The sequence below is a fragment of the Chryseotalea sp. genome, assembly GCF_057350905.1.
The window spans coordinates 54,720-81,511 of sequence record NZ_JBMRCF010000010.1; the positions used below are offsets into that span (position 1 = coordinate 54,720).

At 41.4% G+C, this 26,792-nt stretch carries 23 protein-coding genes; 5 read left to right on the forward strand and 18 right to left on the reverse strand.

From position 1 onward, the window contains the following. Positions 1-134 precede the first annotated feature (134 nt). The gene (locus ACO1XM_RS13645) at positions 135-2,006 is read left to right on the forward strand and encodes a DEAD/DEAH box helicase (RefSeq protein ID WP_486229889.1); all 1,872 of its coding nucleotides are present in this window, start codon (positions 135-137) and stop codon (positions 2,004-2,006) included. 50 nt (positions 2,007-2,056) lie between these two features. Here ACO1XM_RS13645 and ACO1XM_RS13650 read toward each other — a convergent pair whose 3' ends face one another. From ACO1XM_RS13650 to ACO1XM_RS13675, 6 genes are all read right to left on the reverse strand, one after another. Next, on the reverse strand, positions 2,057-2,662 hold the full coding sequence (locus ACO1XM_RS13650) for a hypothetical protein (protein WP_486229891.1): 606 nt from the start codon (positions 2,660-2,662) through the stop codon (positions 2,057-2,059). A 112-nt stretch (positions 2,663-2,774) separates the two neighbouring features. Continuing rightward, positions 2,775-3,260, reverse strand: coding sequence for a 1,2-phenylacetyl-CoA epoxidase subunit PaaD (gene paaD / locus ACO1XM_RS13655; RefSeq protein WP_486229893.1), 486 nt, complete (start codon positions 3,258-3,260; stop codon positions 2,775-2,777). 10 nt (positions 3,261-3,270) lie between these two features. After that, positions 3,271-4,026 carry a 1,2-phenylacetyl-CoA epoxidase subunit PaaC gene (gene paaC, locus ACO1XM_RS13660; RefSeq protein WP_486229895.1) on the reverse strand — a complete coding sequence of 252 codons (756 nt, stop codon included), beginning with the start codon at positions 4,024-4,026 and terminating at the stop codon, positions 3,271-3,273. Next, on the reverse strand, positions 4,023-4,637 hold the full coding sequence (locus ACO1XM_RS13665) for a phenylacetic acid degradation b (protein WP_486229897.1): 615 nt from the start codon (positions 4,635-4,637) through the stop codon (positions 4,023-4,025). The genes paaC and ACO1XM_RS13665 overlap by 4 nt, the downstream gene beginning before the upstream one ends. Positions 4,638-4,683: 46 nt before the next feature. After that, complete coding sequence (paaA, locus tag ACO1XM_RS13670; RefSeq protein WP_486229899.1) at positions 4,684-5,670, reverse strand: 1,2-phenylacetyl-CoA epoxidase subunit PaaA; 987 nt, start codon at positions 5,668-5,670, stop codon at positions 4,684-4,686. Between the two features lie 88 nt (positions 5,671-5,758). After that, positions 5,759-6,355, reverse strand: coding sequence for a TetR/AcrR family transcriptional regulator (locus ACO1XM_RS13675; protein WP_486229901.1), 597 nt, complete (start codon positions 6,353-6,355; stop codon positions 5,759-5,761). 52 nt (positions 6,356-6,407) lie between these two features. Between ACO1XM_RS13675 and ACO1XM_RS13680 the strand changes: the two genes are divergently transcribed. Then, the gene (locus ACO1XM_RS13680) at positions 6,408-6,887 is read left to right on the forward strand and encodes a hypothetical protein (RefSeq protein WP_486229903.1); all 480 of its coding nucleotides are present in this window, start codon (positions 6,408-6,410) and stop codon (positions 6,885-6,887) included. Between the two features lie 261 nt (positions 6,888-7,148). On the opposite strand, the gene ACO1XM_RS13685 is transcribed toward ACO1XM_RS13680, so the two are convergent. The 6 genes from ACO1XM_RS13685 to ACO1XM_RS13710 form a co-directional block, all read right to left on the reverse strand. Then, positions 7,149-8,132 (reverse strand): hypothetical protein, encoded by a 984-nt coding sequence (locus ACO1XM_RS13685; protein WP_486229905.1) that lies wholly within the window; start codon positions 8,130-8,132, stop codon positions 7,149-7,151. Between the two features lie 4 nt (positions 8,133-8,136). Then, on the reverse strand, positions 8,137-8,898 hold the full coding sequence (locus tag ACO1XM_RS13690) for a hypothetical protein (protein ID WP_486229907.1): 762 nt from the start codon (positions 8,896-8,898) through the stop codon (positions 8,137-8,139). Continuing rightward, complete coding sequence (locus ACO1XM_RS13695; RefSeq protein ID WP_486229909.1) at positions 8,879-9,469, reverse strand: RNA polymerase sigma factor; 591 nt, start codon at positions 9,467-9,469, stop codon at positions 8,879-8,881. Before ACO1XM_RS13695 ends, ACO1XM_RS13690 begins: the two co-directional genes overlap by 20 nt. A 72-nt stretch (positions 9,470-9,541) precedes the next feature. Continuing rightward, positions 9,542-9,973 (reverse strand): carboxypeptidase regulatory-like domain-containing protein, encoded by a 432-nt coding sequence (locus ACO1XM_RS13700; protein WP_486229911.1) that lies wholly within the window; start codon positions 9,971-9,973, stop codon positions 9,542-9,544. A 361-nt stretch (positions 9,974-10,334) separates the two neighbouring features. Beyond that, entirely contained in the window at positions 10,335-12,734 is a 2,400-nt protein-coding gene (locus tag ACO1XM_RS13705; RefSeq protein WP_486229913.1) for a PspC domain-containing protein, read from the reverse strand. 24 nt (positions 12,735-12,758) lie between these two features. Continuing rightward, positions 12,759-13,100, reverse strand: coding sequence for a PadR family transcriptional regulator (locus ACO1XM_RS13710; protein WP_486229915.1), 342 nt, complete (start codon positions 13,098-13,100; stop codon positions 12,759-12,761). A gap of 183 nt (positions 13,101-13,283) precedes the next feature. Between ACO1XM_RS13710 and porU2 the strand changes: the two genes are divergently transcribed. Next, positions 13,284-18,185 carry a putative type IX secretion system sortase PorU2 gene (gene porU2, locus ACO1XM_RS13715; protein ID WP_486229917.1) on the forward strand — a complete coding sequence of 1,634 codons (4,902 nt, stop codon included), beginning with the start codon at positions 13,284-13,286 and terminating at the stop codon, positions 18,183-18,185. 1 nt (position 18,186) lies between these two features. Here the strand turns inward: porU2 and murA are convergent, their stop codons facing one another. The 4 genes from murA to ACO1XM_RS13735 form a co-directional block, all read right to left on the reverse strand. Then, positions 18,187-19,491 carry a UDP-N-acetylglucosamine 1-carboxyvinyltransferase gene (gene murA, locus ACO1XM_RS13720; RefSeq protein ID WP_486229919.1) on the reverse strand — a complete coding sequence of 435 codons (1,305 nt, stop codon included), beginning with the start codon at positions 19,489-19,491 and terminating at the stop codon, positions 18,187-18,189. Positions 19,492-19,574: 83 nt separating this feature from the next. Further along, entirely contained in the window at positions 19,575-20,285 is a 711-nt protein-coding gene (locus ACO1XM_RS13725) for a DUF4290 domain-containing protein (protein WP_486229921.1), read from the reverse strand. A 158-nt stretch (positions 20,286-20,443) separates the two neighbouring features. Continuing rightward, on the reverse strand, positions 20,444-20,632 hold the full coding sequence (locus ACO1XM_RS13730) for a hypothetical protein (protein WP_486229923.1): 189 nt from the start codon (positions 20,630-20,632) through the stop codon (positions 20,444-20,446). A 3-nt stretch (positions 20,633-20,635) separates the two neighbouring features. After that, positions 20,636-22,915: an ATP-dependent helicase gene (locus ACO1XM_RS13735; protein WP_486230234.1), complete on the reverse strand. Its 2,280-nt coding sequence runs from the start codon at positions 22,913-22,915 to the stop codon at positions 20,636-20,638. Between the two features lie 122 nt (positions 22,916-23,037). On the opposite strand from ACO1XM_RS13735, the gene tcmP reads away from it, so the two are divergent. Together tcmP and ACO1XM_RS13745 are read left to right on the forward strand one after the other, a co-directional pair. After that, positions 23,038-23,874: a three-Cys-motif partner protein TcmP gene (gene tcmP / locus ACO1XM_RS13740; protein ID WP_486229925.1), complete on the forward strand. Its 837-nt coding sequence runs from the start codon at positions 23,038-23,040 to the stop codon at positions 23,872-23,874. Between the two features lie 48 nt (positions 23,875-23,922). Continuing rightward, the gene (locus ACO1XM_RS13745; RefSeq protein ID WP_486229927.1) at positions 23,923-24,489 is read left to right on the forward strand and encodes a DUF3109 family protein; all 567 of its coding nucleotides are present in this window, start codon (positions 23,923-23,925) and stop codon (positions 24,487-24,489) included. Positions 24,490-24,531: 42 nt separating this feature from the next. Here ACO1XM_RS13745 and ACO1XM_RS13750 read toward each other — a convergent pair whose 3' ends face one another. Both ACO1XM_RS13750 and ACO1XM_RS13755 read right to left on the reverse strand, forming a co-directional pair. Then, positions 24,532-26,340: a TonB family protein gene (locus tag ACO1XM_RS13750; RefSeq protein WP_486229929.1), complete on the reverse strand. Its 1,809-nt coding sequence runs from the start codon at positions 26,338-26,340 to the stop codon at positions 24,532-24,534. Then, positions 26,337-26,708, reverse strand: a complete 372-nt coding sequence (locus ACO1XM_RS13755) for a BlaI/MecI/CopY family transcriptional regulator (RefSeq protein WP_486230236.1) — start codon at positions 26,706-26,708, stop codon at positions 26,337-26,339. Before ACO1XM_RS13755 ends, ACO1XM_RS13750 begins: the two co-directional genes overlap by 4 nt. Between the last annotated feature and the right edge of the window lie 84 nt (positions 26,709-26,792).

A 26,792-nucleotide genomic window follows, 5' to 3' on the forward strand; every position in this document is an offset into this window, starting at 1 on the left:
TACCTTTGCGTACACTTTTAGCAGAAATCACGTTCACTGCCATATTCTGTAGGCTCGCCCGCCTCCGTTTTAAGCAAATAGGTGACATACTTTTTCTGCCTGAGGTGATATTTTTCACTTAACAGAAATTAGTAATGTCAACTTTCCAAGCATTGGGCTTGTCACAAGCCCTTGTTGAAACCGTCACCAAGATGGGTTTCGAATCTCCAACCCCTATACAGGAAAAAGCGATCCCTGTGCTTCTCGAAGGAGGAGGCAGAGATATGGTTGCGCTTGCCCAAACAGGTACAGGTAAAACCGCTGCCTTTGGCCTGCCGCTGATCGAACTTTTAGATCAGGATGTAAGAACTACCCAAGCCCTGGTATTAGCACCAACACGCGAGTTGTGTTTGCAAATCACCAGCGATCTGGAAAACTTCTCCCAAAATGTAAAGCCACTTAACATTGTGGCCATTTATGGTGGAGCCAGCATCATGGAGCAAATTAAAAAAGTAAAACGCGGTGCACATATCGTGGTGGCAACTCCAGGTCGCCTTATGGATATGATGGATCGTAAAGCAGTTAATATTTCTTCTATCCGCTTTGTTGTACTTGATGAAGCCGATGAAATGTTAAACATGGGCTTTAAAGAAGATATTGATACAATTTTAGCAGATACACCTGATACTAAAAATGTTTGGTTGTTCTCAGCAACCATGCCTCGTGAAGTGCGTGCCATTGCCAGTCATTATATGACTGACCCTGCCGAAGTAACCATGGGCACCAAAAATCAAGGTAACGTAAACATCGAACACCAGTATGTATTGGTAGACGACAGAGACCGTTACCCTGCATTGAAGCGTATCGTAGATTTTAACCTGGATATTTTTGCCGTAATCTTCTGTAGAACTAAAATTGATACACAGAAAGTTGCAGAAAGCCTTATTAAAGACGGGTACAATGCAGATGCACTGCATGGCGATCTCACGCAACAACAGCGCGATAAGGTAATGCGCAATTTCAAAGAAAAGACTTTACAATTTTTAGTGGCAACCGATGTGGCAGCGCGTGGTATTGATGTGAGTAACATCACACACGTAATTCACATGAACTTGCCAGATGAAATTGAATTTTATACACACCGTAGTGGTAGAACAGCCCGTGCCGGTAAAAAAGGCATTTCAATGGCCATCATTACAAAAAGAGAAGTTGGTAAAATCCGCCAGATTGAAAAGGTAGTAAATACTAAATTTGAACGCAAGCAGGTGCCTACTGGGCCTGAAGTTTGTCAACAGCGTTTAGTAAGCCTGGTACACCGTTTACGTGATGTACAGGTGGTAGAAAGTGAAGTAGCTAAATTTCTTCCAGCAGTAATGGAAGAAATGAAAGATTTAAGTAAGGAGGATGTTATCAAACGCTTTACCTTCTTGGAATTTAATCATTTACTTGACTATTATAGAGACGCACCTGATTTGAATCGTGCAGATAAGGGCGAGCGTTCAGAGCGTGGCGAACGCAGCGATCGCGGTGATCGTGCAGAACGCGGAGAGCGTTTTACAAACGGAGACCGTTTGTTCATCAACCTTGGAAAAATGGATGGCCTTGATGCCGGTAAATTCTTAGGCATGGTGTGTGACCGTTGTGGTGTAAAAGGCGATGCGATTGGTCGTATTGACTTAAAGGGTGCTTACTCTTTCATTGAAGTAAACAAGGAGGTTTCTAAACTGGTGCAAGACAACTTGCATGGTATGGAATATAAAGGCCGTATGGTGCGTGTTGAAATTACTGCAGGAGGAGGCGAAGGCGGTGCAAGCCGTGGTGGCCGCTCAGGTGGTTCACGCGAACGCTCTTATTCTTCCTCCTCCTCATCTTCTTCAAGAGGAAGATCATATGGTGGAGAGTCTCGTTCTGATTCAAGGTCTGGGAGTGGCGAATCGCGTTCCTCAGATTCAAGAAAACGTTCTTACTCAAGTGATAGAAATGACAGACGTCCTTCAGCCGGTGGCAGAGAGAGACGTTCTAAATAAATTAATACAGGATATTTGTTTACTCACCCCGCTCGGGGTGAGTAAATGAATTATTCGCTTGGCGAAATTTCAAAAAGTGCTTTCTTTTCTAGTGAACAAGAAGCATCAATTGTTTTCAATGACTTTTGATTTCGTTCCAGAAAGCTATTGTAACTTCTGGCTATAGCATCATAATCAGCGCGGTACAAGAGGGTGCGTTGGTCGGCCAGGTTAATGATTTCAACCAGATTTTGCAAAGTGGTGTTTTGCCCGTAATTGGGCGATCCGGTCGTCAGTGAAATGATTTCTGACATAATGTTATTAGAGGCAAAATCATATTCTTCAATAACATCCGGATTTGACATTGTTCTTTGTGTAAACCGGATACGTAAAAGTTGTTCCAAACGTTTCTGAAGTACATCAATGTCTTCTTCATTGGCCTGCTTTCCAACGGATAATTCATGAAGTACATTACTCATGGCCTTCAGTTTTTGATTATCATCATTGATCATGAGATTCCAGACATACAAAAGGCTGTCCTGCAGCACCAGATAACGATCTGTAATCGAATCTTCTTTGGTAAAATGTACTTCTGCACTGTCTGACTTCTGCTCTTTACAGCTTAGCAAACATGCTAAAAGCAAACTTGTACTGCCTACGAAAGCGATTTTAAACATTGAATCGGGCTCTGGTTTGATTACAATACGGGCTAAAGTAGAAAAATGTTGGTGCGAAACATCATCTTTTTATAAGCTGCGTAACATTTACTAAGATTTCGGTCGCAAAGCATTATGAAATGGGCTTAAACTGTTCAAAGGCCTCCTTGCAATCATTACAATAATGTATAGATCGGCATAAGGTAGGGCCAAATGGATTTTTTAAGTCAGTATTTACCCCTTCGCATCGCGGGCAGGGTACATGTTCTAATACTTCGATATCCGTAAATAAATGCGCTGATGGAGGGGGGGCCAGGCCAAATTTTTTGAGGGCAGCTTTTCCTTTTTCTGAAATTTTATCGCTATTCCAGGGTTCCTTAAATGAAATGTTTACAATTGGATTAACAATGCCATTTTGCTCAAGCTTTTCGATTACTTCCTGTTTCATATAGTCGAGTGCGGGGCACCCCACGAAGGTCGGTGTCATCTCTATGCATACAGATTCTCCATTAATACTTACATCTGTAATAACGCCAAGGTCTACTAAGGAAAGCACAGGGATTTCAGGATCTTTTACATCCTCCAGTAAAGTGAGTATATCTGTCTTTGAAAATCTCATACGTTTTGCGTTACCACTCCGCCCCTGGGTCAATGCGGAATACTTCACTCATCTCATCTAACAGTGGTTGCAAGTATTCAGTATGTTTTCCTGTGCGGCCGCCTATGACAGGGTGCATGCTGTTCCAGGCAGGTAATTGTAATTGTGTCTTATTAAGTAGTTCTTCTACCTTTTGTTTCCATTGCTTTTCCAGGGTGGCTTCGCCTGCAAAAACACCTTCTGCGATTAGTTCTTTTTCATAGGGCGATACCTCGAATAGTCCGAGGGAATAGGGGAGTGCCCGCTCAAGTGAATTTTGCAATCGACTGATACTTTCTTCTGTTGCATTGCCTAATTTTTTAATCCAGGTGTTGGCATGCAGAGTATGGTACTTTAACTCTCCTTTAATTTTTCTCGAAAGTTCTGCCAAAGGTTCATAGCTTGATTGGCTAAGCATTTCAAAGCGAATAATTTCGGCCGTGTCGTACAAAAAATGCCTGATTAAACTGAAATCATATTCACCGTTAGGCAGCTCTACCAACTGACTATTGTGAAACTGGTTTGCATTGCGCATAAAAGCAACCGTATCAGGTTCCTGTTCGCCAAGTTTATTCAATATCTGGTAAATGGCATAGCTATGCCCTACCTTGTCTTGCGCCATCGAAGAGAAGGCGATGTCTTCTTCCAGCAAGGGACCAAAACCTGTCCACTCAGAATTTCTATGCCCCAGTATTAACTGATCATCAGCAATTTTATATAGTAGTTCTTTAATAGCCAGCTCGTTCATACAGCGTGTTTTGCTTTTTCTAAGAATGCGGTAAGCTTGTCTCCGGCTTTATAATCGGAAGCATCGCGGTATTTTTTATCGGGTAAAGTCAACCAGAAATCCTTGTCGGCATCGGTAGTATAGCGGATGGCCTTTTTGCGTATAGCCCATACGTTGAAAATTACTTTACCTTCACCCAGTTGCTGTTTGGCAACTTGCATGGCTCCTTGTGGTGAGCTTGCAGAAACTTCACCCGCATGTACATGCTGTTTACCTCGTTTTACCAGGTGGTATATTTCATACATTTCCTGATCACCTTGTTGAAGATCAACAGCAGGTAAAAGATCGTATGCGCTGGTTTGACCTTCGCTGAGAGGTGATACATAGACATCGCGTGTGTCAGTTACATACAAAGAAACGCAGGTAAATCTTCTGGTGAAGGTTTCCTTTGCCAGAATATAAGCTAATTCAATGTCTGCTGAGTGAACAATGCCTTCGTGCTGAAAGGGTTTTCCTTCTTTGGCCTGAACAAAAACTTCGTATGTACCTAGTTGGTCGAGGGGAGCTTTTGGCTTTACCTCTCCCTGGCCATAGCCTGGAAGTCTGTTAACACGTGGATCAAGTGATTTCATAATAAAAAATGCCGCCTCACAGCGGCATACAAATTTGTCAATACAATCAGGCGAGTGGTGTAACGTAGCGAAGTGAAGGTGTCTTGAGCGCTTCTCTTACCCAACGTCCTCTCTCTTCTGCAACACGCCTCACTTCAAGTCTTTCTTTGTTGCAAGGACCATCACCATTAATAACTCGCTTAAACTCTTCCCAGTCGGGTTCGGTATATTCCCACTTATTTGTTTCGGTATTCTTCTTCAGTTTCGGATCGGGTATAGTAAAACCGAGTTCCCAGATCTTAGGTACATACATGTCCAGGAACTGGTTGCGTTGATCATCGTTGGTACTCATCTTCACTTTCCATTTCATCAACACTTCTGTGTGTGCAGAAATTTTATCTGAAGGACCAAAGAAGTGCATCATTGGTGCCCACCAGCGATTTAGTGCTTCCTGAAACATTTGTCTTTGCTTGTCGGTACCACTGGCCAGGTAGATCACACAATGGTGACCATACTTAAGGTGGAAAGACTCTTCAGCACAAATACGCTCCAGGGCTCTGCAGTATGGGCCATAGCTGCCCTTCGCATTTGCCAATTGGTTCACAATGGCTCCGGCATCAACCAACCATGATATAAAGCATGAATCGGCCCACGTAAAGGCAGGATAGTTAAATATGTTTGAGTATTTCGATTTGCCTGTAATCAGATCGTCAATCATTTGTTCGCGCGATTTGCCCAGGGTTTCGGCTGCGCTGTAGAGTAATTGGGCATGGCCCACTTCATCCTGCACTTTTGCCATCAGTGATAGCTTGCGCTTAAAGCCGGGTGCACGTGTAATCCAGGTGCCTTCTGGTAAAGCGCCTATAATTTCACTATGACCGTGTTGCTCGATCATCCGGACAAGTTGTTTGCGATAGAGTTCTGGCATCCAGTCACCGGGTTCAATTTTCTCTCCACGTGCAATACGTGCCTCGAATTCCGCCAGTTTTTGAGGGTCTTCTTTCGATAGACTGTCTGTTTTGATGCCTTCAAAGGTATTTCCGCCTCCGTACATAATCTGCGTTTTTTTAATACTCAATCGATTGTTCAAATATAATAGCAAAGCCTTATATGAGCTAACAATCGTTAGTAAAACAAGTGTTTTACCTATTTTGTTTCAGACCATTTACTAACATATCGGCTAATTGCTGGCCCAGAGATTCAGGATCGATCACCGAATCGGGGTTATACCACTGTGGCATCCAGTTCAAGGAGGAAAACAGTGTCATGACAGCCAGTTTTTTGTCAATTTCTTTCTTGAATTCACCATTGGCCACACCATCTTCAATCATTTTCTTGAAGCGATTGATGTAGTTGATACGCAGTAGCAGGAAATCGCGCAGGAAGGGCTGGCTCAGGTGACGGTGTTCGTTCATGAAAACAGCCGAAGCGGTCAAATCGCGCGCCATTACCTGAATATGCCCGATAATACCTTGTTGTAGTCTTTGGCTGGCCGTGAGGTTTTGTTTTTTCTCCACCTGATCCAGCGAAGCCATGAAGTCTTCAGCCATATCAAAACAAAGTATGTGAAGTATCTCTTCCTTTGATTTGATGTGAGAGTAGAGGCTTGCCGCTTCTATGCCCAGCTTTTGTGCCAGGTCCCGCATGCTGGAAGCAACGTACCCCTTTTCCCGAAACAACTCGGCAGCTACTCTGATTACCTGTGCCTTTCTTGATGAGCTTGATAGTACTTCTCCCATGATAACAACACTTTATTCAAAAATATGAATAATTTGCCATAGTAATTCGTGTATGCACTACAATTCAATCACTGAATATTTTTCCCGACTGCAAAACAGAACATTGATCATTTTCTTCAGTGGCATTTTGCTCTTTATGCTGCTGTTCTACCTGATGATGACAAAAGTCATTGACCCTGTTATGAACGTTGAGCAGGAATATTTTATCCTGTATGCACTGGTTGCCATGGCTTTTATGGAGGCTTCAATTGTTGCTATACTAACGCGTATGATGTTGGTAAAAACTATAGCAAAAGCCAGTTTAGGAGAGCGTATGGATGATTATGCAAAAATCAATTTGATAAGAGCTTCCATGCTGTTGTCTGGTTCGCTTATCCTTACGCTCTGTGTTTACCTTTTTAATTGGGAGTGGCTGTTGATGATCTACTGCATATACTTGCTTTCTTTCCTTTTTTACTGGCCAAGTCGCCAGCGTTTATGTACTGATTTAAAACTAAAACCATCCGAGCGGGAAGTGATTTTCGGTGTGTGATTTTTAGAAACAGAACTACATAACCCTAACTAACACTCAGTAGGTTATGGTAGAGTTAATGAAATCAAGATGAGGAACTGTGGTGAATTCTAAAATATTTAGTCTTAGATTTCAAAATAAACCCAGATAACCTGGGCTCAGTCTGTGGAAATCTTTCGTGCTTACCACGAAAGCGGGTACAATAAAACTAAGTTTAAGAATTAAAAATGCCACCAATGTTTTTATCATTGATGGCTTTATGTTGATGAGATGCTGGTGTTATCAGAAGATTACACCGAAGCTAAAGGCATTGAGTTTAGGGCCTTTGTCAGCAATGAACAACTCATTTAAATCATAGTTTACAAAGATATCGGTACCGCGGTAGCCCATTTGCAACCGTGCACCATAGCGAATGTTATTCAGGTAAAAATTACTGCGGGTACGTTCACGCTCTACATCACCATCAACTTTATAAACTTGCTTTGCGTAACTACTGATGCGGTAACCGGCATAAGCACCAACGCCCATTCTGAAGGCATCGCTATTACCCCAGAGTAATGATTTATGCGGACGACTACCGAAGTCAATAACGGGCACTACTGATACATTGATATAGCTGGCAGTGAGTTTGCTTTTAACCGGATTAATTTCAGGAAGGGGCTGAGAAAATAAAACTTCATTGTCACCCTTAGTCATTACTAAACCATCATTTTGAAACTTGAAGTTATACCAACTGATGCCGAGCCCTAATTCAGTATAGAATTTACCTGTGATTCTTATTTTTTGAATAGAATTAAAACCAACATACCAGCTTCCCCAAGGCCTTACAGCGTAGTCTGCATTGTCTTCATCAGGAAACTTTCCATCCTGCAGGAAATTATTTGTACCAAGGTCGAAATTAAAGAAGCCCTGGTTTTTTCGGTAGTGCCTGCTTCGCTTCCGGTCAGCATTCCAATCCTCATCTTCATCCTCATCTCTATTATCAAAATCACCCCAGTCTTCTTTGTTAAACGATTTTTCAGTGAGAGATGGAGTAACAGCAACCAGTGCAGTATCTTTTGCTTCTATTTTTGCCAATATGTCTTTGAAGAGTGCCTGGTAATCGTATGCTTTTAAAGTTGTCAAATCAGATCGATCACTGATAGTAAATATCAACTTGCTGGATTTAGCGAGCTCAACAATTACAGTATCGGGCTTCTTGGTTTGTGCATGAGCTCCTGTTAGAAAAGACAGCAGCAGGGCGGAGGTGATTAAAGTCTTAGTCATGGAATTAGTTATTTCGTTCACGTTTATCATTTCGGAAATTCAGCGCCAGAATTTCATTTTTCTTCTGTCGGAGTTCACTCAAACCTGAATCTGAATTTTTCAGGTCTGCAGCTTTATCTAACAGCTTACGAAATGAAGATGTGTTTTCTTCTTCAATGGTTGCATCTGCTACAGCAGTATGTTTTAAATATTTTGAAACATCATTTGCTGCTAACACCAATGTACTGCTTTCGTTATTGCTTATTGCAGCTGTTGCCGGCTCTACTGTTTCAATGGTAGCTTGAGAATCTAATGTTGCAACACTGTTTTCTTCTTTAATAATTATTTCTTTTTTCAATTCAGGATTTTCATTAACAGCAATCAGTGATTCCTGCTTCGAAAAATTCATGATAGGAGGAGTGGGCTTTGGCTGAACAGATTTGTTATCCGGCTTTACATCTTTTTTACGATCTGTCTTAATTTCATTTTCTTCTGTATTACTTTTTGCTTTCTCAGTTTCTTTATTTGCTTTCTCTTTCTGTTTGTTGTTAATCGTTTTTTCGGTAGGCTTATTATTGTCAACCATAAGCGAGGCATTTTCTTCGTGCGGCCACAATAAAACTGTGGCAGCGATCAGCACTAAAAGGCTGGCGGCAATCTTAAGCCAGAGAAAAGATTGCGTTTTTTCAGGGAGAGTACTTTCAATTCTGCTCCAGGCCAACGGTGGCGCCTCCAGGTCATGCTGCTCCAGCTTTTCGCGAAATAGTTTATCGATTGGTACCTTCATCACGCTTAAAATTTTGTTGTAGATCCCAGTCTTGCTGGGCTAATAGTTTCTGTAAATAAACACGGGCTCTGCTCAACTGCGACTTTGAGGTATTCTCGCTGATGTTGAGCTGCTCGGCAATTTCTTTATGGGAGTAGCCATCAATGGCGTAAAGGTTAAAAACCAATTGGTAGCCTGTTGGCAGGGCTTGTATCATGCGAAGTAAATCTTCGGCTTCCAGGTGATCGCTCAGTTTGTCGTAATCTGGCTCGAAGTCTGCTTTTTCAAGATCGGTCTCCAGAAATAGAGACCTGTTTTTTCGAATCCAGGTAAGGGCCTCATTGACTACAATTCTTCTGATCCATCCCTCGAAGCTCCCTTCGCTTTTAAATTGATCGATCTTATCGAATACTTTGGTAAAGGCTGTTACCAACACATCTTCTGCTTCCATTTTGTTTTTAACATAGCGGCAGCAAAGGGCATACATTTTACCTGAATAGCAGGCATAGAGCTGTTGCTGCGCTGTGCGATCATTGCGCTGACAGCCAGTCAATAATTGCTCTTCGCTAAGTCTATGTACAGTCAATGCCATTCATTAGGGTTCAACGGCAAGATGCGGATAAGGGTGTGGAGGTTGCATGCCTCCCTGAAATTTTTGAGAATTTTAGTATGCTGCCATATAATTGACATTAATGTCAAGCTCAGTCCAGGCGCCATTATTGATTTGAACTACATTGATTTGCCCTTTTTCATCCAATAAATTAGCCCAAAGTCCTTTGGACTCCTGAACAAATACAGAGTAGGAGCCGGGTGGGAGTTTTATGCAAAAACGGCCATTGCTGCGGCTTTTGGCCTCTTTCACCAGTTTTGTATTGATACTTTTAAAGAAACCTTCTTCCTGAATAGTCTGCCGAAGAGTGGTAACTTCATAAAGATATATTTTGCGCTTAATACCTTTTGAAGAATTGCTTTTCTTGCCAGGGCCAGGCATTTGATTACCAGCAGACCAGGTTACTTTTCCACGAATTCCTTGCTTTTGCGCGTGTAAAGAATGACTTAACAGAATAACAATTCCAAAAATCAGCAGTATTCTCATGTGGATCAGGTTTTCTATTATTCAACAAATATAAGTGGGTTGGCTGATCAACGTTGAAGAATCCACCTGTTGATGCTTGAGGTCAACCTTTTTGAGTTTGCATCTCCCGTTCATATCTATAGGATGCGGGCTTTAAAAACAGGTGATTGGTTTTGTTGCTTAAAAGTGCGGGCATAAAAAAAAGCCATGCTGTTCGGCATGGCTTTGTATACTAAAAGTGTCAGTTTAGAAAATCCAACTGATCACTAACATAATCAAGAGAGCTAGAATAATAATCATACGCGGGGTGGTTAGGGTTACAATTTTAGGTTGTTTGTATAACGTAAAGTTCGGTATCAGGTTTTAGTGTTTTAACACTTTTTTAGTTCTTTTTTACCTCTTCCGGATTTCCACGGTAACGAATGGAACTACCGACACCCTCCTTTAACTCAAGTACACCTGTCGCCATTAATTGGGCGCTGGACACCCCCACGGTTTCAACAATGGCATCTCTCACCTCAAAGTTATAGGCTTTAAGTCTGGAAGCACCGGCAATGGTAGCATCCAGGTTGTTGGCTTCACCTGTTAGCTCAAGTTCTGAAGCCCCTTTAACATCCACCAATAAGTGATGTGCAGTTAACTCTCCTCTGGCACGGAAGGCACCCAGCAATTCAATTTCAACATCATCGCTAGTGAAACCACGGAAGTTTATTTTACCAGCACCTTTGGCCTGAATTTTCTCAAGAGAGGGCATGGAAATGCTGACTTCTACTTCATCAAACAAAACCATATCCTTGCGCCAGTTGAAATTCTTGTCTTCTTTGAAATCTCGATACTTGATGACCAGAGTATTGCCAGATTGCTCAATGGTGTATTTAGCTTTCTCACTGTTTTTCCCGATCAACTCAACACCATAGCTGCTCGATTCTACTATAGTAACATCAACATAGCCGCTTATCTCTACCTCATCAAAACTCCAGTTGTTATTCATGTCTGCTGTCTTAGAGCTTTCGCAAGACAAGCACTCTAAACCACGGTCTGTCATATTCCAGGTCTCGTTGTCAAAATCATCCCACGATACATACTGTGTAATGAAACGACACATTCCTCTGTCCATTACAAACGGCATATTGTAAGGAATGTACAATACCATGTCAAGTTGTTGTGCTCTGAACGAAGCGTTTTCTTTAAACTTGAGGTTAGAGTCAAATACAAATACGGAGTCAGTAAAAGTATAGTAGTAGTCAACCATTTTAGCATTCTCGATCGAGGCAGCAATGGTCTCGCCTTGCGCCTCAAAACGCTGCACCAGTTTTACTACAGGTTTATCATGACCTTTGAGTGTAAGCTTTGTGGCATTATAGTCATCAAGCCCTATTTCGTGTAAGTTGAGAACAAGGGTTTTACCTGTTGGTGTGAATTCATTTTCAACTTTATACTCTCCAGAATCTTTAAAGGAGTAGACAATACGGGGAATCATGATACTGAGTACAATAACACCTGCCAGGAACATAGCAAACAATGACCAGCCAATGGTAGCACCAAAGATTACTCGTTTAACGATGATGGATATACCTAACAATAGGCCATACACCAGCGGAATAAGGATTACAATAAACGATGTAGCAATAAAGAACGGAGGAAAGCTATTGGTAAATGCGTGAAGCGGGAAAGTGGAATTGGTTATAGGCCCAAGGCTTAGCCACTCTGGAAATGTAGTAAACATACCCATGAAAACACCAGCTACAATAAAGAGACTGAAAATCATGATAATGGCTACGATGGAAACAGATACACCAAAGGCAAGTCGTATCACTTCAACAATGGGCACCAGAATTTTTCCGAAGGCAGTAAGTATGGCGGCCAGCGCTCTGAAAGGAAGCAATAATACTTTAGCTAAGGTGCTTTCCTCTTTACTGGCGTCTTCATTGATATTTTTTTTTATGTTCGATTCAATGTTCGACAAGGTTACAGGTTCTCCCTGCATTTGCATGCGTTCTGTTACCGTTTTTGCTTCAGGTAATACTACCCATAGGATAATGTAAAGTAAGAATCCGGTTCCGAAGAAAAAGAAGCTGATCAGGAAAAGTATTCTGACAACTACTACATCAATTCCGAAATAAGCGGCAATACCTGATGACACGCCACCCAACACTTTGGTTTCTGAGTCCCTGTACAATTTTTTGCTTACCACTGGCTCGTCAAGGTTATGAGAACCAGGTACGGCTATCCACAGTATGATATAGAGCAGAATTGCAGTGCCATAAGCAAACATGAGCAGGGCAAAGAGCAGACGAATCCAGACAGCATCTACATTAAAGTAGTTAGCCAAACCTGCGCACACACCACCCAAAAACTGTCTTTGCTGATCGCGGTACAAGCGCTTGGGTTCATTGCTTTTATAGCTAGAAGATGATCCGCTTCCTGCTTTTTGTTCTTGTTTACTGTCAGCAGTTTTTTCTTTTTGACTGTAGTCTTTAGTAGCACTGGCAGACTCAGCGGCAAATTCACTTTCTTCAGCAGCCTTGAAGTCGTTAACGCTACCCATAATACTCATCAGGGCGTTAACATCTTCGGCAGTAATTACTTGTTTGCTGTCATTTAACTTCGATAGAAATATTTCTGCGATACGACCTTCAATATCGGCTAATATTTCAGTGCTGTCTTCAAAATTTGAGAAATAGCGGTTTACCGAATCAAGGTATTTACGCAGCAATTCGTAGCCATCTTCTTCTATGTGAAAGATGATGCCGCTGATGTTGATGCTTATATTCTTTTTCATAATCAGGTTAATCAGGGTTGGTGCTTAGGCGTTAAGGCTGGTTTTGGCGGTTATCATTGAGGTCGAATGTACTAAGTCATTCCAAGTTTCGGTAAGCCCATTTAAAAAATGAGTTCCGTCACCGGTCAGGGTATAGTATTTACGGGGCGGTCCGGACTTGGACTCTACCCATTTGTACTCAACAAGACCAGCATTTTTTAACCTGGTCAGCAGGGGGTAGAGGGTTCCTTCCACAACAATCATTCTGGCAGAAGTCAGTTCATCCAGCATATCGGATGCGTACACTTCGCCCCGGGCTATAATATGGAGTATGCAATACTCCAGAATACCCTTTCGCATTTGTACTTGTGTGTTTTCGAGGTTCATAAGCCGTTTTTATCGCTTTCTGAGTTATTATACGGCAAAGTACTATGTATGGCCAAGTACTGTATGTAAATTTTTAAAATATTTTTAAAAAGTGCTTAAAAACAAAAAAAATGCATGTTCCAGCTTTTGCTTACCTTCGCAAATGACCCTGTATAGAGGGTACAGAAAGAGGAATAGATGCATTTGAAGAGGATTTTTTGGCTTTTGGTGTTATTACCAGCTTTAGGTTTTGGTCAAACAGGTAATGAATGGATCAATTTCGGTCAGACTTACTATAAAATACCCGTTGCCAAGGATGGCATTTTCAAATTAACGCAGGCAGACCTCGCTGCTGCAGGTGTACCAGTTGGTCAGATTGATCCAAGGCGCCTGCAAATTTTCCATAGAGGTATTGAGCAAGCTATTTCAGTTCAACATCAGCAAAGTCCTGCTGATGCTGTTTTTGATCCTTCAGAGTTTTTGGAATTTTATGGCAAAAAAAATGATGGTGCCTTAGATGCTTTTCTCTACAAACCCAATACCAACATACCGCACGGTTATTATAATCTCTACAACGATACTGCTTATTATTTTTTAACTGTTAATCCTTTAGCGCAAGGCAGGCGCATGAATAATTTTTCGCAAGTCAATGCGGGCGCTTTACCAGCGGAGACTTTTCAGTTTCAGGAGCAACTACAGGTTTTCTCCTCTTCTTATGCTATCGGTGAAACGTTTAACAGTTTTGTAAACCTCACTTCTTTTAGTAAAGGTGAAGGCTGGTCAGGACCTGTTGTACGAGAGAACAATACAACGGATATAAATTTTACCGGTATAAGTCAGGGTGTAATTGCGGGTGGTTTACCAACACTAGAATTGCAAGTGCTGGGCAGAGGCTTGAATAATCACGTGACGGAAATTTATGTGGGGGCCAATGCCGCTTCATTACGTTTGTTGTCCACTCAAAATTTTTTCGGATTTGAACCCAATACCCTTACCACTAATCTAGCGTGGTCTGATATTGGGGCATCTGGAACATTACTCATTCGTGTAAGAGTAGTCGGTTCTGGTGGTGCCGATTTTGTCAGTGTTTCCTACGCTAAGGTTAAGTGGCCGAGAACGTATAATCTTAATGCAGAAAATGAACGCACCTTTACCATGGCAAGCAATGTTGCCAATAAGTCTTACATAGAAATACAAAATGCACCAACCGCAGCCCGGATTTTTGATATCAGTGATGAGAACAATCCGATTCAAATTGGCACCACACAAACCACCACACTCAATGCCGTAGTTGATAATACACAAACGGCCAGAAGTATTTTACTCACTAACCAGACAACCACACCCAGTGGTATAAAACGAGTTGTATTCAGGTCGTTTAATTCAGTAAGTCCGGATTACCTCATCATATCGCACAAACAATTTCAACGACCGGCTTTGGGGAGTGCTAATCCCTTAAAAGCGTATGTAGATTACAGAGCATCGGCTGCAGGTGGTGGCTACGATACATTAAGTGTTACTATTGATCAATTGTATAATCAGTTTACCTATGGTGAAAGTACACCCCTGGCTATTTTCAGATTTTTGAAATTTCTGGAAACCAAAAAGCGACCTGATTATTTATTCATCATTGGTAAAGGTCTGGATTTAACCAACCGATACTACCGAAACCCAGGTGCTTTTACTGTCTTTAAAGACTTTGTTCCTTCTGCCGGTTATCCCGCTTCAGATATGTTATACAGTGTTGGGTTAAGCGATCCTAACACAAATGAACCAGGCATTGCCACGGGCAGGTTGAGTATAACACGATCGGAACAGGTAATACAATATCTTAATAAAGTAATTCAGCAGGAAGGTGCAGGCTTTAATGATTTATGGCGCAAAAGAATTCTCCATTTAAGCGGGGGTATAGCAACAGGTGAACCTGAAACTTTTAAAGGGTATATGGAAGGTTTTGCCAATGTTGCAGAAGACGTTTACCTGGGCGGTGCTGTGTCAGCCATTGCAAAAAGATCTTTACAAGCGCAGGAGTTAGTTAACATTTCAAATGAAGTTAATGATGGCCTGGGACTGATCACTTTCTTCGGCCATTCTTCTACATCTACCACCGATTTTGATATTGGTTTTGCTACAGATCCTGTTCTGGGATATGCCAATGATGGTAAGTACCCTATGTTGCTGATTAATGGTTGTAATGCAGGCGCTTTTTTTGGTAATGGCATACTCTTCGGTGAAGACTGGGTAAATGCAGCCAATAGAGGAGCCGTTGGATTTATTGCACACAGCTCCTTTGGTTTAGTATCAACATTAAAACGTTATTCTGATTTTTTCTATCAGGTGGCGTATGGCGATTCTACTTTTTTAAAGAAAGGTATTGGCGATGTACAAAAAGAAGTAGCCAGAAGATATCTGGAAAATGTTTTTGCTACAGCAACCAATGTCTCTCAGGTGCAGCAAATGGTTTTGCTGGGCGATCCGGCCGTAAGATTGTTTGGTGCAGAAAAACCAGATTATCACATTGAAAACACTTCGCTTCAGGTTGAGTCTGCAGACGGAAAAGCTGTCAATTCTCTATCACCGGCAATTCGCTTGAAATTAGTTGTTAAAAACTTTGGGAGAGCAGATGATGAAAAATTGCTTGTGCGCATCGATCGTTTATTACCGGATAATACAATACTGAGCTATGACTCTTTGTTTAACCCCGTTTTTTATCAAGACACACTTAACATTACCATACCTAATTCAATAGCTTTTGCGGGTAGCAACAGATTTGAAGTTTATATTGATGCAGAAGACGTTATTAATGAATTGCGTGAGGATAATAACCTGATCTCCTACAATCTGTTCATTCCGTTGAATGGAACTAAAAATCTATTTCCAAGTAATTTCGGTATTGTCCAATCAACCGAGCAAGAACTTGTTTTTCAAAGCGCCAACCTGCTGGACTCCCTGCGTAGTTTCGAGGTAATGATTGACACCAGCCATTTACTCACCAGCGACTGGTTGAAAACATTTACTGTTGAAGCAAAAGTGTTAGGGAGACAAGCATTGACGCTGCTGCCTGATGACTCACTTACTTATTATTGGCGTACACGCTTATTGTATCCTTCTGGAGATGAAAGCAGTGCTTGGGAAGAAAGCTCGTTCACTTATATAGCAGGCAGTACAGAAGGTTGGGGACAAATCGCTTTTCCACAATACCTTGATAATACAGTCACTAATATGCTGTTGGATGCATCGGCCCGGCAGATCTTTTTTGAAGAGACTGTAACACCAGTACTGATTAAAACCTTTGGTGATTTAAATAGCACGCCCGTTAATGAAGTGTCTGTAAAAATTGATGGCGCTGAATACAACCTGGCCACACAAGGGCAACCTTGCAGAGACAATACAATCAATCTACTGGCCTTTAACCGCATCAGCACGGTGCCGTATGCGGCTATTCCTTTTACTTTTCAGGACCCACGCTCTTGCGGAAGAGAACCTCAGATAATTGTTAGTTTTTTACCAACGGAAGTATACGCCAATGGTGTGAATGATTTAATACAAGCCATTAACAATGTGGCTATTGGTGATTCTGTTGTTTTGTTTTCTATTGGTAATCCTGCCATGAGCGGCTGGAATACAGATGTAATAACAAAGCTTGCTGAGGTTGGCATTAGTTCTACACAGCTGGCAAGTATTAATGATGGAGAGCCTTTTGTATTTTATGGCAAGAAGACAATAGCAGCAGGAGAGGCCTTGCTTTTTACCTCAGAACTTTCGCCTGCAGCAGAACAAGAGCTGGTGGTGAACAGATCGATCACGGGGAGAACAGCTTCTGGCGCTATGCAAACTGCCTTAGTAGGCCCAGCTAATAACTGGTATCAGCTGAAACTAAAAGCAAGAACCTTTGCTGATGATGTGGCAGCAGTTACTGTTTACCGAATTAGTAATACAGGCACATCCAGTGTATTGCTTGAAGACCTGACAACTACCACAGACTTAAGTGTAATTGATGCAGGTGTTTATCCTTACCTCCGTTTGGTTTATCAAACTAATGATCCGGTGGCACTTACGCCAGCGCAATTGCAATTTTGGCTGGTGGAATATGAATCGCTTGCCGAGGGCATATTGATATCTCAGAACTTTGATACAACCGAAGTATTGGAAGAAGGACTAACATGGACTCAAAGTTTTGGTTTTACAAACATTAGCACTAAAAATTTTGCTGACTCACTAGTGGTAAACTATACATCAACAAACCAATTAACGAATCAAACAACAGCCGCTTCACTTAAAATTAAAGCGCCTGCACCGAATGACACCACTGATTTTGAATTAAATGTATCAACCCTGAAACAAGCAGGATTAAATGATGTTCAGCTTACGGTAAATCCTCGCATAGTACCTGAGTTGTTTTACGATAACAATTTATTGAGCCTTAAAAATGCTTTTGATGTGTTGGTAGATAGACAAAGCCCTGTGTTGCAGGTATTGATTGACGGACGCCTTGTAGAGAACGGTGATTTTGTATCAGCGAATCCTCGTATCGATATTAGTGTTTGGGATGAGAATGAACTCATCTTAAAAACTGATACAGCAGGTATTCGTATTTTATTGCAATACCCATGCGAGACAAACTGTTTACTTTCTCCTATTTACTTTACACGCCCGGATGTGCAATGGCAGGCAGCAAGTCTTGAGAGTCCTTTTGCAGCCACCTTCAGTCCGGTTAACTTACCCGTTGGTAACTATATACTAAAAGTATTTGCAGAAGACAGCCGGGGTAATATAAGTGGAGAACTTCCTTACGAAGTTACATTTCAGGTTAGCGATGAAAACCAAACCATATTGTCTGCGCCCTATCCCAATCCGAATCATGGTACATTAAATTTTGAATTGATGATTCAGGGTGAAAATGTTACAGCAGGCGCATGGCTGGAATTGATCAATACCACAGGCAAGCTAATGTATGAAGGAAGTTTACCTGCCACCAACTGGCATGTGGGTAAAAATTATATAAGCCTGCGAATTGAAGATCAATTACCAACAGGCTTATACTTATACAGAATTCGTTTTGCTAATGGTGTACTGAAGCAGGGACAACTCGTGTTGTCGCGCTGATTTAGATACGCTCAATATCAGCTCCCAGATTTTTCAAGCGTTCATCAATGTACTGATAACCGCGATCGATTTGATCGATGTTAGAAATTTCACTCACACCATTTGCAGAAAGGGCTGCAATCAACAAAGCAACACCGGCACGAATATCAGGTGAAGACATTTTGATGCCGCGCAATTGTTGTTTGCGTTCCAGGCCAATAACCGTGGCGCGATGCGGATCACACAAAATGATTTGAGCACCCATGTCAATTAACTTATCAGTAAAGAAGAGCCTGCTCTCGAACATTTTTTGGTGAATGAGCACAGTGCCTTTTGCCTGCGTAGCCACTACCAACACAATGCTGAGTAGGTCAGGGGTAAAACCTGGCCAGGGTGCATCAGCAATGGTTAGGATAGAACCATCAATAAAGGTTTCTAACTCGTAAATATTTTGAGAAGGGATGTAAATATCATCGCCCTTAAATTCCATTTTAATACCCAGTCTTTTAAAAATATCCGGAATCATGCCGAGCATATCAATGCGGCAGTTTTTAATGGTGATTTCAGATTGGGTCATGGCTGCCAGGCCGATAAAACTACCGATCTCAATCATGTCGGGCAACAAGGTGTGCTCAGTCCCACCTAATTTTTCGACACCTTCAATGGTGAGGAGGTTTGAGCCTACACCTGATATTTTTGCACCCATGCGATTAAGCATCAAGCACAGCTGCTGTAAGTAAGGTTCGCAGGCCGCGTTGTAGATAGTTGTTGTGCCTTTGGCCAGTACGGCCGCCATTAATACATTGGCTGTACCTGTTACTGAAGCTTCATCCAATAACATGTAGCAACCCTTTAATTCTGAGGCATCAATTTGAAAAAGATGTTCAGCCGCATCAAAATTGAATTTGGCACCCAATTTTTGAAAGCCGAGAAAGTGTGTGTCTAATCTTCTTCTGCCAATTTTATCGCCACCAGGTTTTGGCAAACTTGCTTTACCAAAGCGTGCGAGTATGGGGCCAACCAACATAACAGAGCCACGCAGGGCAGAGGCCTTGCTTCTATACTCATCAGTCTCCAGAAAATTAACATTCACGGTTGCTGCGGTAAAACGGTATGAATCTTTGCTTAGCTTTTCAACTTTACAACCCAGATCACCCACAAGCTCTATGAGTTTATTGACATCCCTGATGTTAGGAATATTGTTGATGGTAACAGGCTGATCGGTAAGTAGCACAGCACTTACAATTTGAAGTGCTTCGTTTTTGGCACCTTGCGGAATGATTTCGCCTTTTAATTTTTTGCCTCCTTTAATTTTAAAAATGCTCATGGTTAAGTGGTGGTAATGGCTGTTAAAAAAATAAAGGCTTCACATACATGAAACCTTTTATGATAAAGAATGGAGACAATGAATTAAATGTTGTTGTCTCTTCTTCTGAATTTATTCTTGTTTTTATTGAAGGGTCTGTTGCCAGGATGACGTTTGCCTCCCCCTTGATGACTTCCGGCTGACGTATTGCCATGATTTCCATTGCCATGCGGTCTTGTGGTCTTACGCTCCCTGTAGAGTTTTTCAAACATATTGTCTTCACGAACTTGTTCTATGTTAACATTAAGGGCGCCATTTGATAGCAATTGTAAATCGCGCAGGATAACAGAATCATCCAGATTTTCCTTGTTCCAGTTGGCAAAGAAAGTTTTCATTAGTTTACCCAAATAGATAATCGCATCCTGACGTTCTTCGGGATCTGTTTTCTTAAGCGCCTCCTGTACCAGCAACTCTATGTTTTTACCATAGTGTTTAAACTTGATACGCGATTGTGGGTACTCTACTTTATTGGGTTTGCGTTGCAGAATCTCAGGCTTGGGAACAGGGTAGGGGTTGTTCAAATCCAGATTGAAATCAGCCATGATATACAAATCGTCCCACATGCGCTGTGGGTCTTCCCCCTGTTCTTTAATGGTAGGGTTCAGTTGCTTGATCAGCTCAATAAGGGTGGCAGCTAATTCAGTACGCTTCTCAATATCAGGAAGTGAGCGGATGTATTCCACTAGTTTCTGAACGTTGCGTCCGTATTCTTTTAAAATAATGTCAGGACGCGAGGTGTTGTATTCTCCAATCATAATTCTTTCACCAAAATAACCTTAATTTCTTTAATTGCTGTGGCCTTTTGTCATTTGCTTTTAAGTAGCCAGTAATTTGGACATGAACCAACGAAGTCTTTTTTCAAACTTCATTAAAATCAACCAAATAGATAAGTGGAGCTGAATCGAAAAATATTTTAGAATCGGTCATTATCCCTGAGCTTATTCACATAAACCTGGGCATCTTCTCTCCATATACCTTTACCTGTGCCGCGAATGTTTTCCAAAAGATTAAGAACTTCTTCTTTGGTCTTAATCTTTTTGCCATTTGGGAGCGATTTTTTTGCTTTTGTAAGCCCCTTTGATTTTTTGGCCGTTACACGCATAGGCTACTGATGTATCTTCAGTTTAGCAAAGCTAAGCAATAAGGTTTTCTCTCCAAAATTATCGAACTGTATCTTGGCCTTGCGGTCAGGACTGCTGGTATCGAGCTGAATAACCATTCCAAAGCCAAATTTGGGGTGTTCTACCTTCATCCCCTCTTGCAGATTGGCAGTATTACTGGGGACAAAATCAGCTGGCGGGGTATAAGCTGCTGGGGCTGTTGGCTTGGGTGCAACAGGTTTGGAGGCAATGGTTTTCTTAATGCCACTCACCAGGGTTTTTGCATACGAACTATTGCCGCTACTATGTGACGGGGTAGACTGGTAACCACCCCCCACTTTATTACTCATGCGCAAAAAGCCAGAGTCTATATCTTCTAAGAAACGGCTCGGCTCGCAGTTTTTAAGTCGACCGAAACGGTAGCGGGTAATGGCATATGATAAAAACAAGCGTTTTTCTGCGCGCGTGATGGCCACATAAAACAACCTGCGTTCTTCTTCCAACTCTGCACGGCTGCTCAACATCATTTGAGAAGGAAATAAATCTTCCTCCATACCCACGATGTAAACATACTTGAACTCCAGACCCTTTGCCATGTGTATGGTCATCAGTGTTACTTTATCCGGATCTTTGTCTTTGTCTTCATCGTTGCCGGTAAGCAGCGATACTTCCTGCAGAAATGACCCTAACGATTTATCCTCACGCTCTTTGTCATCAACAAACTCTTTAATAGCGTTGAGCAATTCCTGAACGTTTTCATAACGACTCAGTCCTTCTACTGTTTTATCTTCATACAGTTCGCGAAGCAAACCAGAACCCTTAGCAATTTCAAAAGCGCAATCATACGCATCTTTGCGTTCTGTTTCCAGACGGAAGCGCTTGATCATGGCTACGAAATCTTCAATGGGGGCAGCCGCCCGTCCTCCAACAAAAGGAGAGGGATTCTGTAAAATATCCCAAATGGCAGTACCGTGGTCATTAGCGGCTACGACAATTTTATCGATGGTAGAATCGCCAATACCACGTTTGGGTAAATTAATAATTCTGCGGAAGGAGGCTTCGTCTTGTTGATTTAACGTGAACCGCAGGTAAGCCAGGATGTCTTTAATCTCTTTGCGCTGGTAAAAAGAAAGACCACCGACAACTTTATACTTTACATTCAGTCTTCGAAGCGATTCTTCAATAGCACGCGACTGGCTGTTGGTTCTGTATAAGACGGCAAAGTCGCTGAACTTTAGCTGGTGTTGCATTTTCTCTTCAAAAATAGAAGAAGCTACAAGTCTTCCCTCTTCGTTATCAGAGACTGCTTTGATCAGTTCAATAAGATTACCCTCTTCGTTGGCAGTCCAGACATTTTTGGGTAGTTGTGCTTTATTTTTTTTGATCACAGAGTTAGCCGCTTGCACAATGTTTTGTGTAGAGCGGTAATTCTGTTCAAGTTTTATAATTTTTAAATCCGGGTAGTCGCGTTCGAAATTCAGGATGTTAGAAATATCGGCACCACGGAAAGCATAAATACTCTGGGCATCATCCCCCACCACACAAACATTTTCGCGCACAGAGGCTAACTTGCGTATGATGTAGTACTGACAAAGGTTGGTGTCCTGAAACTCATCGACCAACACATAACTGATCCGGTGCTGGTATTTGTTTAATACTTCTAAGTGTTCGCGAAATAGTTTATCCGTATTGAATAGCAGATCATCAAAATCCATGGCTCCGGACTTGAAGCAGCGCAATGAATAGGTTCTATAGATCTTGCCAATTTCAGGTCGCATGTTGGCGGCATCATCACCCATTAGTTCAGGATTAGCCAAATATTCCTGCCAGCCAATTAACTTATTTTTGGCAGATGAGATGCGGTTATAGATGACATTGGGCTTATATACATTGTCATCAAGCTGCATTTCCTTCACTATGTTTCGCAGCAAGGTTTTAGAATCCTCAGTATCATAAATCGTGAAGTTACTTGGATAACCCAGGTGATGTGCTTCAGCGCGTAAAACGCGGGCAAAAACCGAGTGAAAAGTCCCCATCCAGAGGTTGCGCGCCTCAGGGCCTATCACTTTTTCAATACGCTCGCGCATTTCGCGGGCCGCTTTATTGGTAAAAGTTAAAGCCATGATATTGAAAGGATCAACACCCTTGCTTTGAATTAAGTGTGCAATGCGATAAGTAAGTACCCTTGTCTTTCCTGAACCCGCTCCGGCTATCAGCATGCAGGGACCTTCTGTGTTTAAAACACCCTCACGCTGCGGTTCATTCAACGTATCTATGTAATCCATCATAAGCAACGTGCAATATAGAACGAGCAAGGCAAACCTTTTATACAGTGTGCATCATTCGTTTAAAATTCTTGTGTGTAGCAATAAGCTGGGCTGTTATTTATATTTTTGTTCAATCCATCATGTCTACAGCAAAAACACTTCATGATTTTAGTAAGGACGACTTCATTGTCACGGCAGTAGAGCCTTGGTTTAAAGTAAAGGTTCAAGTCATTCAGGATTATTTTCAGGCTTTTTTGGCAGAAACAACCGGGAGAGTTGATGAAATTGTGCTGGTGGACTTTTTCGCAGGCTGTGGTTTTTATGCCATCGGGCATCAAAAAGAAATTGTGCCCATGCCATCATTGCTGGGTTTGAAGCAAGATCCACCCTTTAGTAAGATAATTTTACGGGAACCTGAGCCTGAATCAGCCAAAGCGTTGCGGGTGAGGGTAAACAAATATTACAGGGGGCGTAACACTGTTATTTTCGAAGAGGGTGTTGAGGATATGATTGATAAACTCCAGCTCTACATTCCACCCAGTAAGAAAAATTATAAAGTGGCAACGCTTTGTCTGATTGATCCGTTTTCTATCAACTTTCAGTTTAGTGCCATAGAAAAACTGGCTGACAGGGGTTACAGTTTTCTGATACCCTACACACTCATGCTTAATTCGCGCAGTGACTATCGTTACTACCAGAAAGAAAAGCGAGAAGAACTCAAGTGTTTTATCGGTCCTAACGAAAGTTCAGTGATGGCCGCCAACAATAATGCTGAATTTTATAAGAAGCTTGTCCGGGCGCACCAGCATAATATGTTGTCCCTGGGTTTGTCAGTTTCCTTATCAGCCCATAAGCTTGAATCCAAGTATATGGACATGCCCATTTTTTATGTAGGCCTATTTTCTAAGCAAGTATCTGCCAAGACTATTGCCAAAGACGTGAAAGAAAGCATGCAACAGCAAATTGAGTTATTCTAACCGACCGATTCAATTGCCAGCTTCAATTTTAGACTTACCTTTGAGATTATGATGAAAATAGGAGAGGTGCTCGTTTCAGACGACATCAAGAACAAAGAGTTTGTTTGTAACCTGGAAAAGTGCAAGGGTGCCTGTTGTGTAGAGGGAGATTATGGTGCACCCCTGGATGAAGATGAACTTGAAATATTGAAGGAGATTTATCCTCATGTAAAACCTTATTTATCTAAAGAAGGCATTGCTGTTATAGAAAAAGTGGGTACCCATGTGCTGGATGATGACGGAGATTTGTCGACACCGATTATAAAAGGCAGAGAATGTGTGTATGCCATTTATGATGAAAAGAAAGTATTGAAGTGCGGTATCGAGCAGGCTTATCTGGACGGAAAGATTACCTATAAGAAACCGATATCCTGCCACCTATACCCTATACGCCTTTCCAAGAAAAAGCATTTTGAAGCAGTGAATTACCATAAGTGGAGCATTTGTTCGGATGCCTGTACATTGGGTAAAGAGTTGAAAGTGCCTATTTACAAATTTTTGAAAGATCCTCTTATTCGAAAATACGGTCAGGCTTGGTATGAGGAGTTGGTTAAGCAGATTGAAAATCCTGAGTAAAAAACTCAGAGTCTCTTTCGAAACTCTGAGTAATGGAAGTATCTAAAAGGAGATTCGCTCAGTTTGATAACCTATGTAAGATATTGTTAAAGAGCCAGAAGATTGCGTTGGCGTAATTGTAAATTTCCCATCTTCAGAGACCACCGTACCTTGTGTGCTGTTCGTTACTACAACATTGGCACCAGCTAGAGGTTTGCCATTTTCATCCTTCACTATTCCGCTAATTGACTTGCCATTAGTACTCATTTTTATATCCGCACTAATTTTCATTTTAAAATATGCTTTTTGAATTACTGGTGTGATGTCATCAGTCTTAAATTCAACAACAGTCTGTGCAGATCCTGTACTTGCGTTGTTACTTGAGGACAGTCTAAAAGTAATGGGTAGTACCATGCGTTGTTTTACTGCAACATCTCTTTGCTTGCCCGGTGTCCAGTTGGGTGATAATTTTAAGACACGAACCGCCTCTTCATCGCAACCTTCGCCAATGCCTTTTAATACATTAAAATCAGACAAAGCACCATTTTCGTCAATAATGAATTGAACGAATACTTTTCCTTCGACATTCTTTCGCCTGGCCTCAACAGGATATTGAATATTTTTGCTAATCAAATCGTATAAGGCTACCATACCACCAACAGGTTGGGCGGTCTGCTCTACCACGGTGAAGATCTCTCCGTTTTCGGCCGTCATCGAGGCCACCTGATCAAGGGTTCCTCCTTTTTCAATAACAACATAGCTGTCAAAATCATTCTTCTTTTTTTCTGTAGGCGTAACAACGTGTACTGAACGAATTTCATTTGTTTTCAAGGATTTCTCAAGATTTTCCAAAGCTGTTTTGTCATTGTTCATAACACCCACCACCTGAACTTCGGCTTTTGGGTTTTTAACTTTAACATCATCAATTGTTTTTTGAACTTCTGCAGGATAGTTTGTAACAACTGTAGACTTGTCCGTGACGGCCTGTATATCACTCATGATCTGATCGTCACATGCAATAAGGAGTATAACCATTGCTACCAATGGCAGAAGTATTACCTTCTTCCATTTGGCCATAGCATGTTTCATATTTTTTAGCATAGCAATTCGTTTTAAGGTTAAAGAATTATTGAAATGATTGGCGATAGGAAACTCGGCCGAGTGTAATGCGACCTTCGCCAGCAGGCCGCAATATTGATCAACATCATGGTTAGTTACCGCTCGCGAATCGGCTTCGAACTCATGTACTTGAACCAATGCTTTTTTATATAGATAAATAATAGGGTTGAACCAAAATAGAATGCTCATCATGTTCACAAATAGTATATCAAGCGAATGATAGCGCGCTGCATGAATACGTTCATGTGCTACAATTTTTTGTTTTTCGTCTTCGCTTAATATGTGTGCTTGCCCGATAATAATGTAGTTGAAAAAAGAAAAAGTGGGTTTGTCGTCACATACTTCCAGTATGTATGTTTTATCTGACGACTTAACAATAGATTTTTTTAGATACTTTATCAGGCTATTAAGCTGGATAGAGAGTCTAATAAAAAGAAGAAAAATACCGGTGCTATAAATAAGTGCCACGAGTTGCCAGGCACTAAGACTCAGTTCGTTTCGAACCACTTCGCCACCCACCACGATCTCTGGGAGCCAATAAGTAGGAATAGCATCGCTTACCGTTGGCATCAATGATTCACCAGCCAGGTTCACATTAATAAAGGGAAAAAGCAATGAACCTAATATGGAGGTCAAGAGGTACAGGCGGACAAAATGAAAACTCGTCTCTTTTCTCAGAAGCAAGTAGTAGATTCCGTAAAACAAGCTCATCGCTATGCTTGCTTCTAACAAGTAGTTGAGGAAGATATTCATGGCTTATCTTTTTTTAAATTTTCAAGCTGCTTCATTAGTGCATCTACATCCTGGGCATCCAGCTTATTGTCTTTGGCAAAAAACGACACCAGATTTTGAAAGGAGCCATTGAAGTAACCTTTCAGGAGATTGTTCAAATAAAATTTTGAGTATTTATCTTTTGAAATAATAGGGAAGTACTCATGTGTTTTACCGTAAGAATTATGGTTTACAAATCCTTTCGTTTCAAGAATGCGCACAATGGTTGACACCGTATTATAAGCAGGCTTGGGTTCTGGCATTTTTTCTATAATGTCTTTTACAAAACCCTTTTCTATCTGCCAAAGTATTTGCATCACCTGATCTTCTGCTTTTGTTAGTTCTTTTATCTGCATTGTGATATGTGTTGGCCTTTACAACTATTGATTACGTTATAAAACTAAGAACTTAGTTGAATAAAGCCAAGGATTTAT

What these genes read in the sequence shown, in the direction of transcription:
- ACO1XM_RS13650 (WP_486229891.1), bottom strand. Translation starts at nt 2,662, where the DNA reads ATGTTTAAAATCGCTTTCGTAGGCAGTACAAGTTTGCTTTTAGCATGT.
- ACO1XM_RS13710 (WP_486229915.1), bottom strand. Translation starts at nt 13,100, where the DNA reads ATGAACCTCGAAAACACACAAGTACAAATGCGAAAGGGTATTCTGGAG.
- ACO1XM_RS13645 (WP_486229889.1), top strand. Translation starts at nt 135, where the DNA reads ATGTCAACTTTCCAAGCATTGGGCTTGTCACAAGCCCTTGTTGAAACC.
- ACO1XM_RS13735 (WP_486230234.1), bottom strand. Translation starts at nt 22,915, where the DNA reads ATGGATTACATAGATACGTTGAATGAACCGCAGCGTGAGGGTGTTTTA.
- ACO1XM_RS13675 (WP_486229901.1), bottom strand. Translation starts at nt 6,355, where the DNA reads ATGGGAGAAGTACTATCAAGCTCATCAAGAAAGGCACAGGTAATCAGA.
- ACO1XM_RS13695 (WP_486229909.1), bottom strand. Translation starts at nt 9,469, where the DNA reads ATGGCATTGACTGTACATAGACTTAGCGAAGAGCAATTATTGACTGGC.
- paaD (WP_486229893.1), bottom strand. Translation starts at nt 3,260, where the DNA reads ATGAGATTTTCAAAGACAGATATACTCACTTTACTGGAGGATGTAAAA.
- ACO1XM_RS13725 (WP_486229921.1), bottom strand. Translation starts at nt 20,285, where the DNA reads ATGATTGGAGAATACAACACCTCGCGTCCTGACATTATTTTAAAAGAA.
- ACO1XM_RS13680 (WP_486229903.1), top strand. Translation starts at nt 6,408, where the DNA reads ATGCACTACAATTCAATCACTGAATATTTTTCCCGACTGCAAAACAGA.
- ACO1XM_RS13700 (WP_486229911.1), bottom strand. Translation starts at nt 9,973, where the DNA reads ATGAGAATACTGCTGATTTTTGGAATTGTTATTCTGTTAAGTCATTCT.
- paaA (WP_486229899.1), bottom strand. Translation starts at nt 5,670, where the DNA reads ATGTACGGAGGCGGAAATACCTTTGAAGGCATCAAAACAGACAGTCTA.
- paaC (WP_486229895.1), bottom strand. Translation starts at nt 4,026, where the DNA reads ATGAACGAGCTGGCTATTAAAGAACTACTATATAAAATTGCTGATGAT.
- ACO1XM_RS13730 (WP_486229923.1), bottom strand. Translation starts at nt 20,632, where the DNA reads ATGCGTGTAACGGCCAAAAAATCAAAGGGGCTTACAAAAGCAAAAAAA.
- ACO1XM_RS13690 (WP_486229907.1), bottom strand. Translation starts at nt 8,898, where the DNA reads ATGAAGGTACCAATCGATAAACTATTTCGCGAAAAGCTGGAGCAGCAT.
- ACO1XM_RS13705 (WP_486229913.1), bottom strand. Translation starts at nt 12,734, where the DNA reads ATGAAAAAGAATATAAGCATCAACATCAGCGGCATCATCTTTCACATA.
- murA (WP_486229919.1), bottom strand. Translation starts at nt 19,491, where the DNA reads ATGAGCATTTTTAAAATTAAAGGAGGCAAAAAATTAAAAGGCGAAATC.
- ACO1XM_RS13685 (WP_486229905.1), bottom strand. Translation starts at nt 8,132, where the DNA reads ATGACTAAGACTTTAATCACCTCCGCCCTGCTGCTGTCTTTTCTAACA.
- ACO1XM_RS13665 (WP_486229897.1), bottom strand. Translation starts at nt 4,637, where the DNA reads ATGAAATCACTTGATCCACGTGTTAACAGACTTCCAGGCTATGGCCAG.
- ACO1XM_RS13750 (WP_486229929.1), bottom strand. Translation starts at nt 26,340, where the DNA reads ATGAATATCTTCCTCAACTACTTGTTAGAAGCAAGCATAGCGATGAGC.
- ACO1XM_RS13745 (WP_486229927.1), top strand. Translation starts at nt 23,923, where the DNA reads ATGATGAAAATAGGAGAGGTGCTCGTTTCAGACGACATCAAGAACAAA.
- tcmP (WP_486229925.1), top strand. Translation starts at nt 23,038, where the DNA reads ATGTCTACAGCAAAAACACTTCATGATTTTAGTAAGGACGACTTCATT.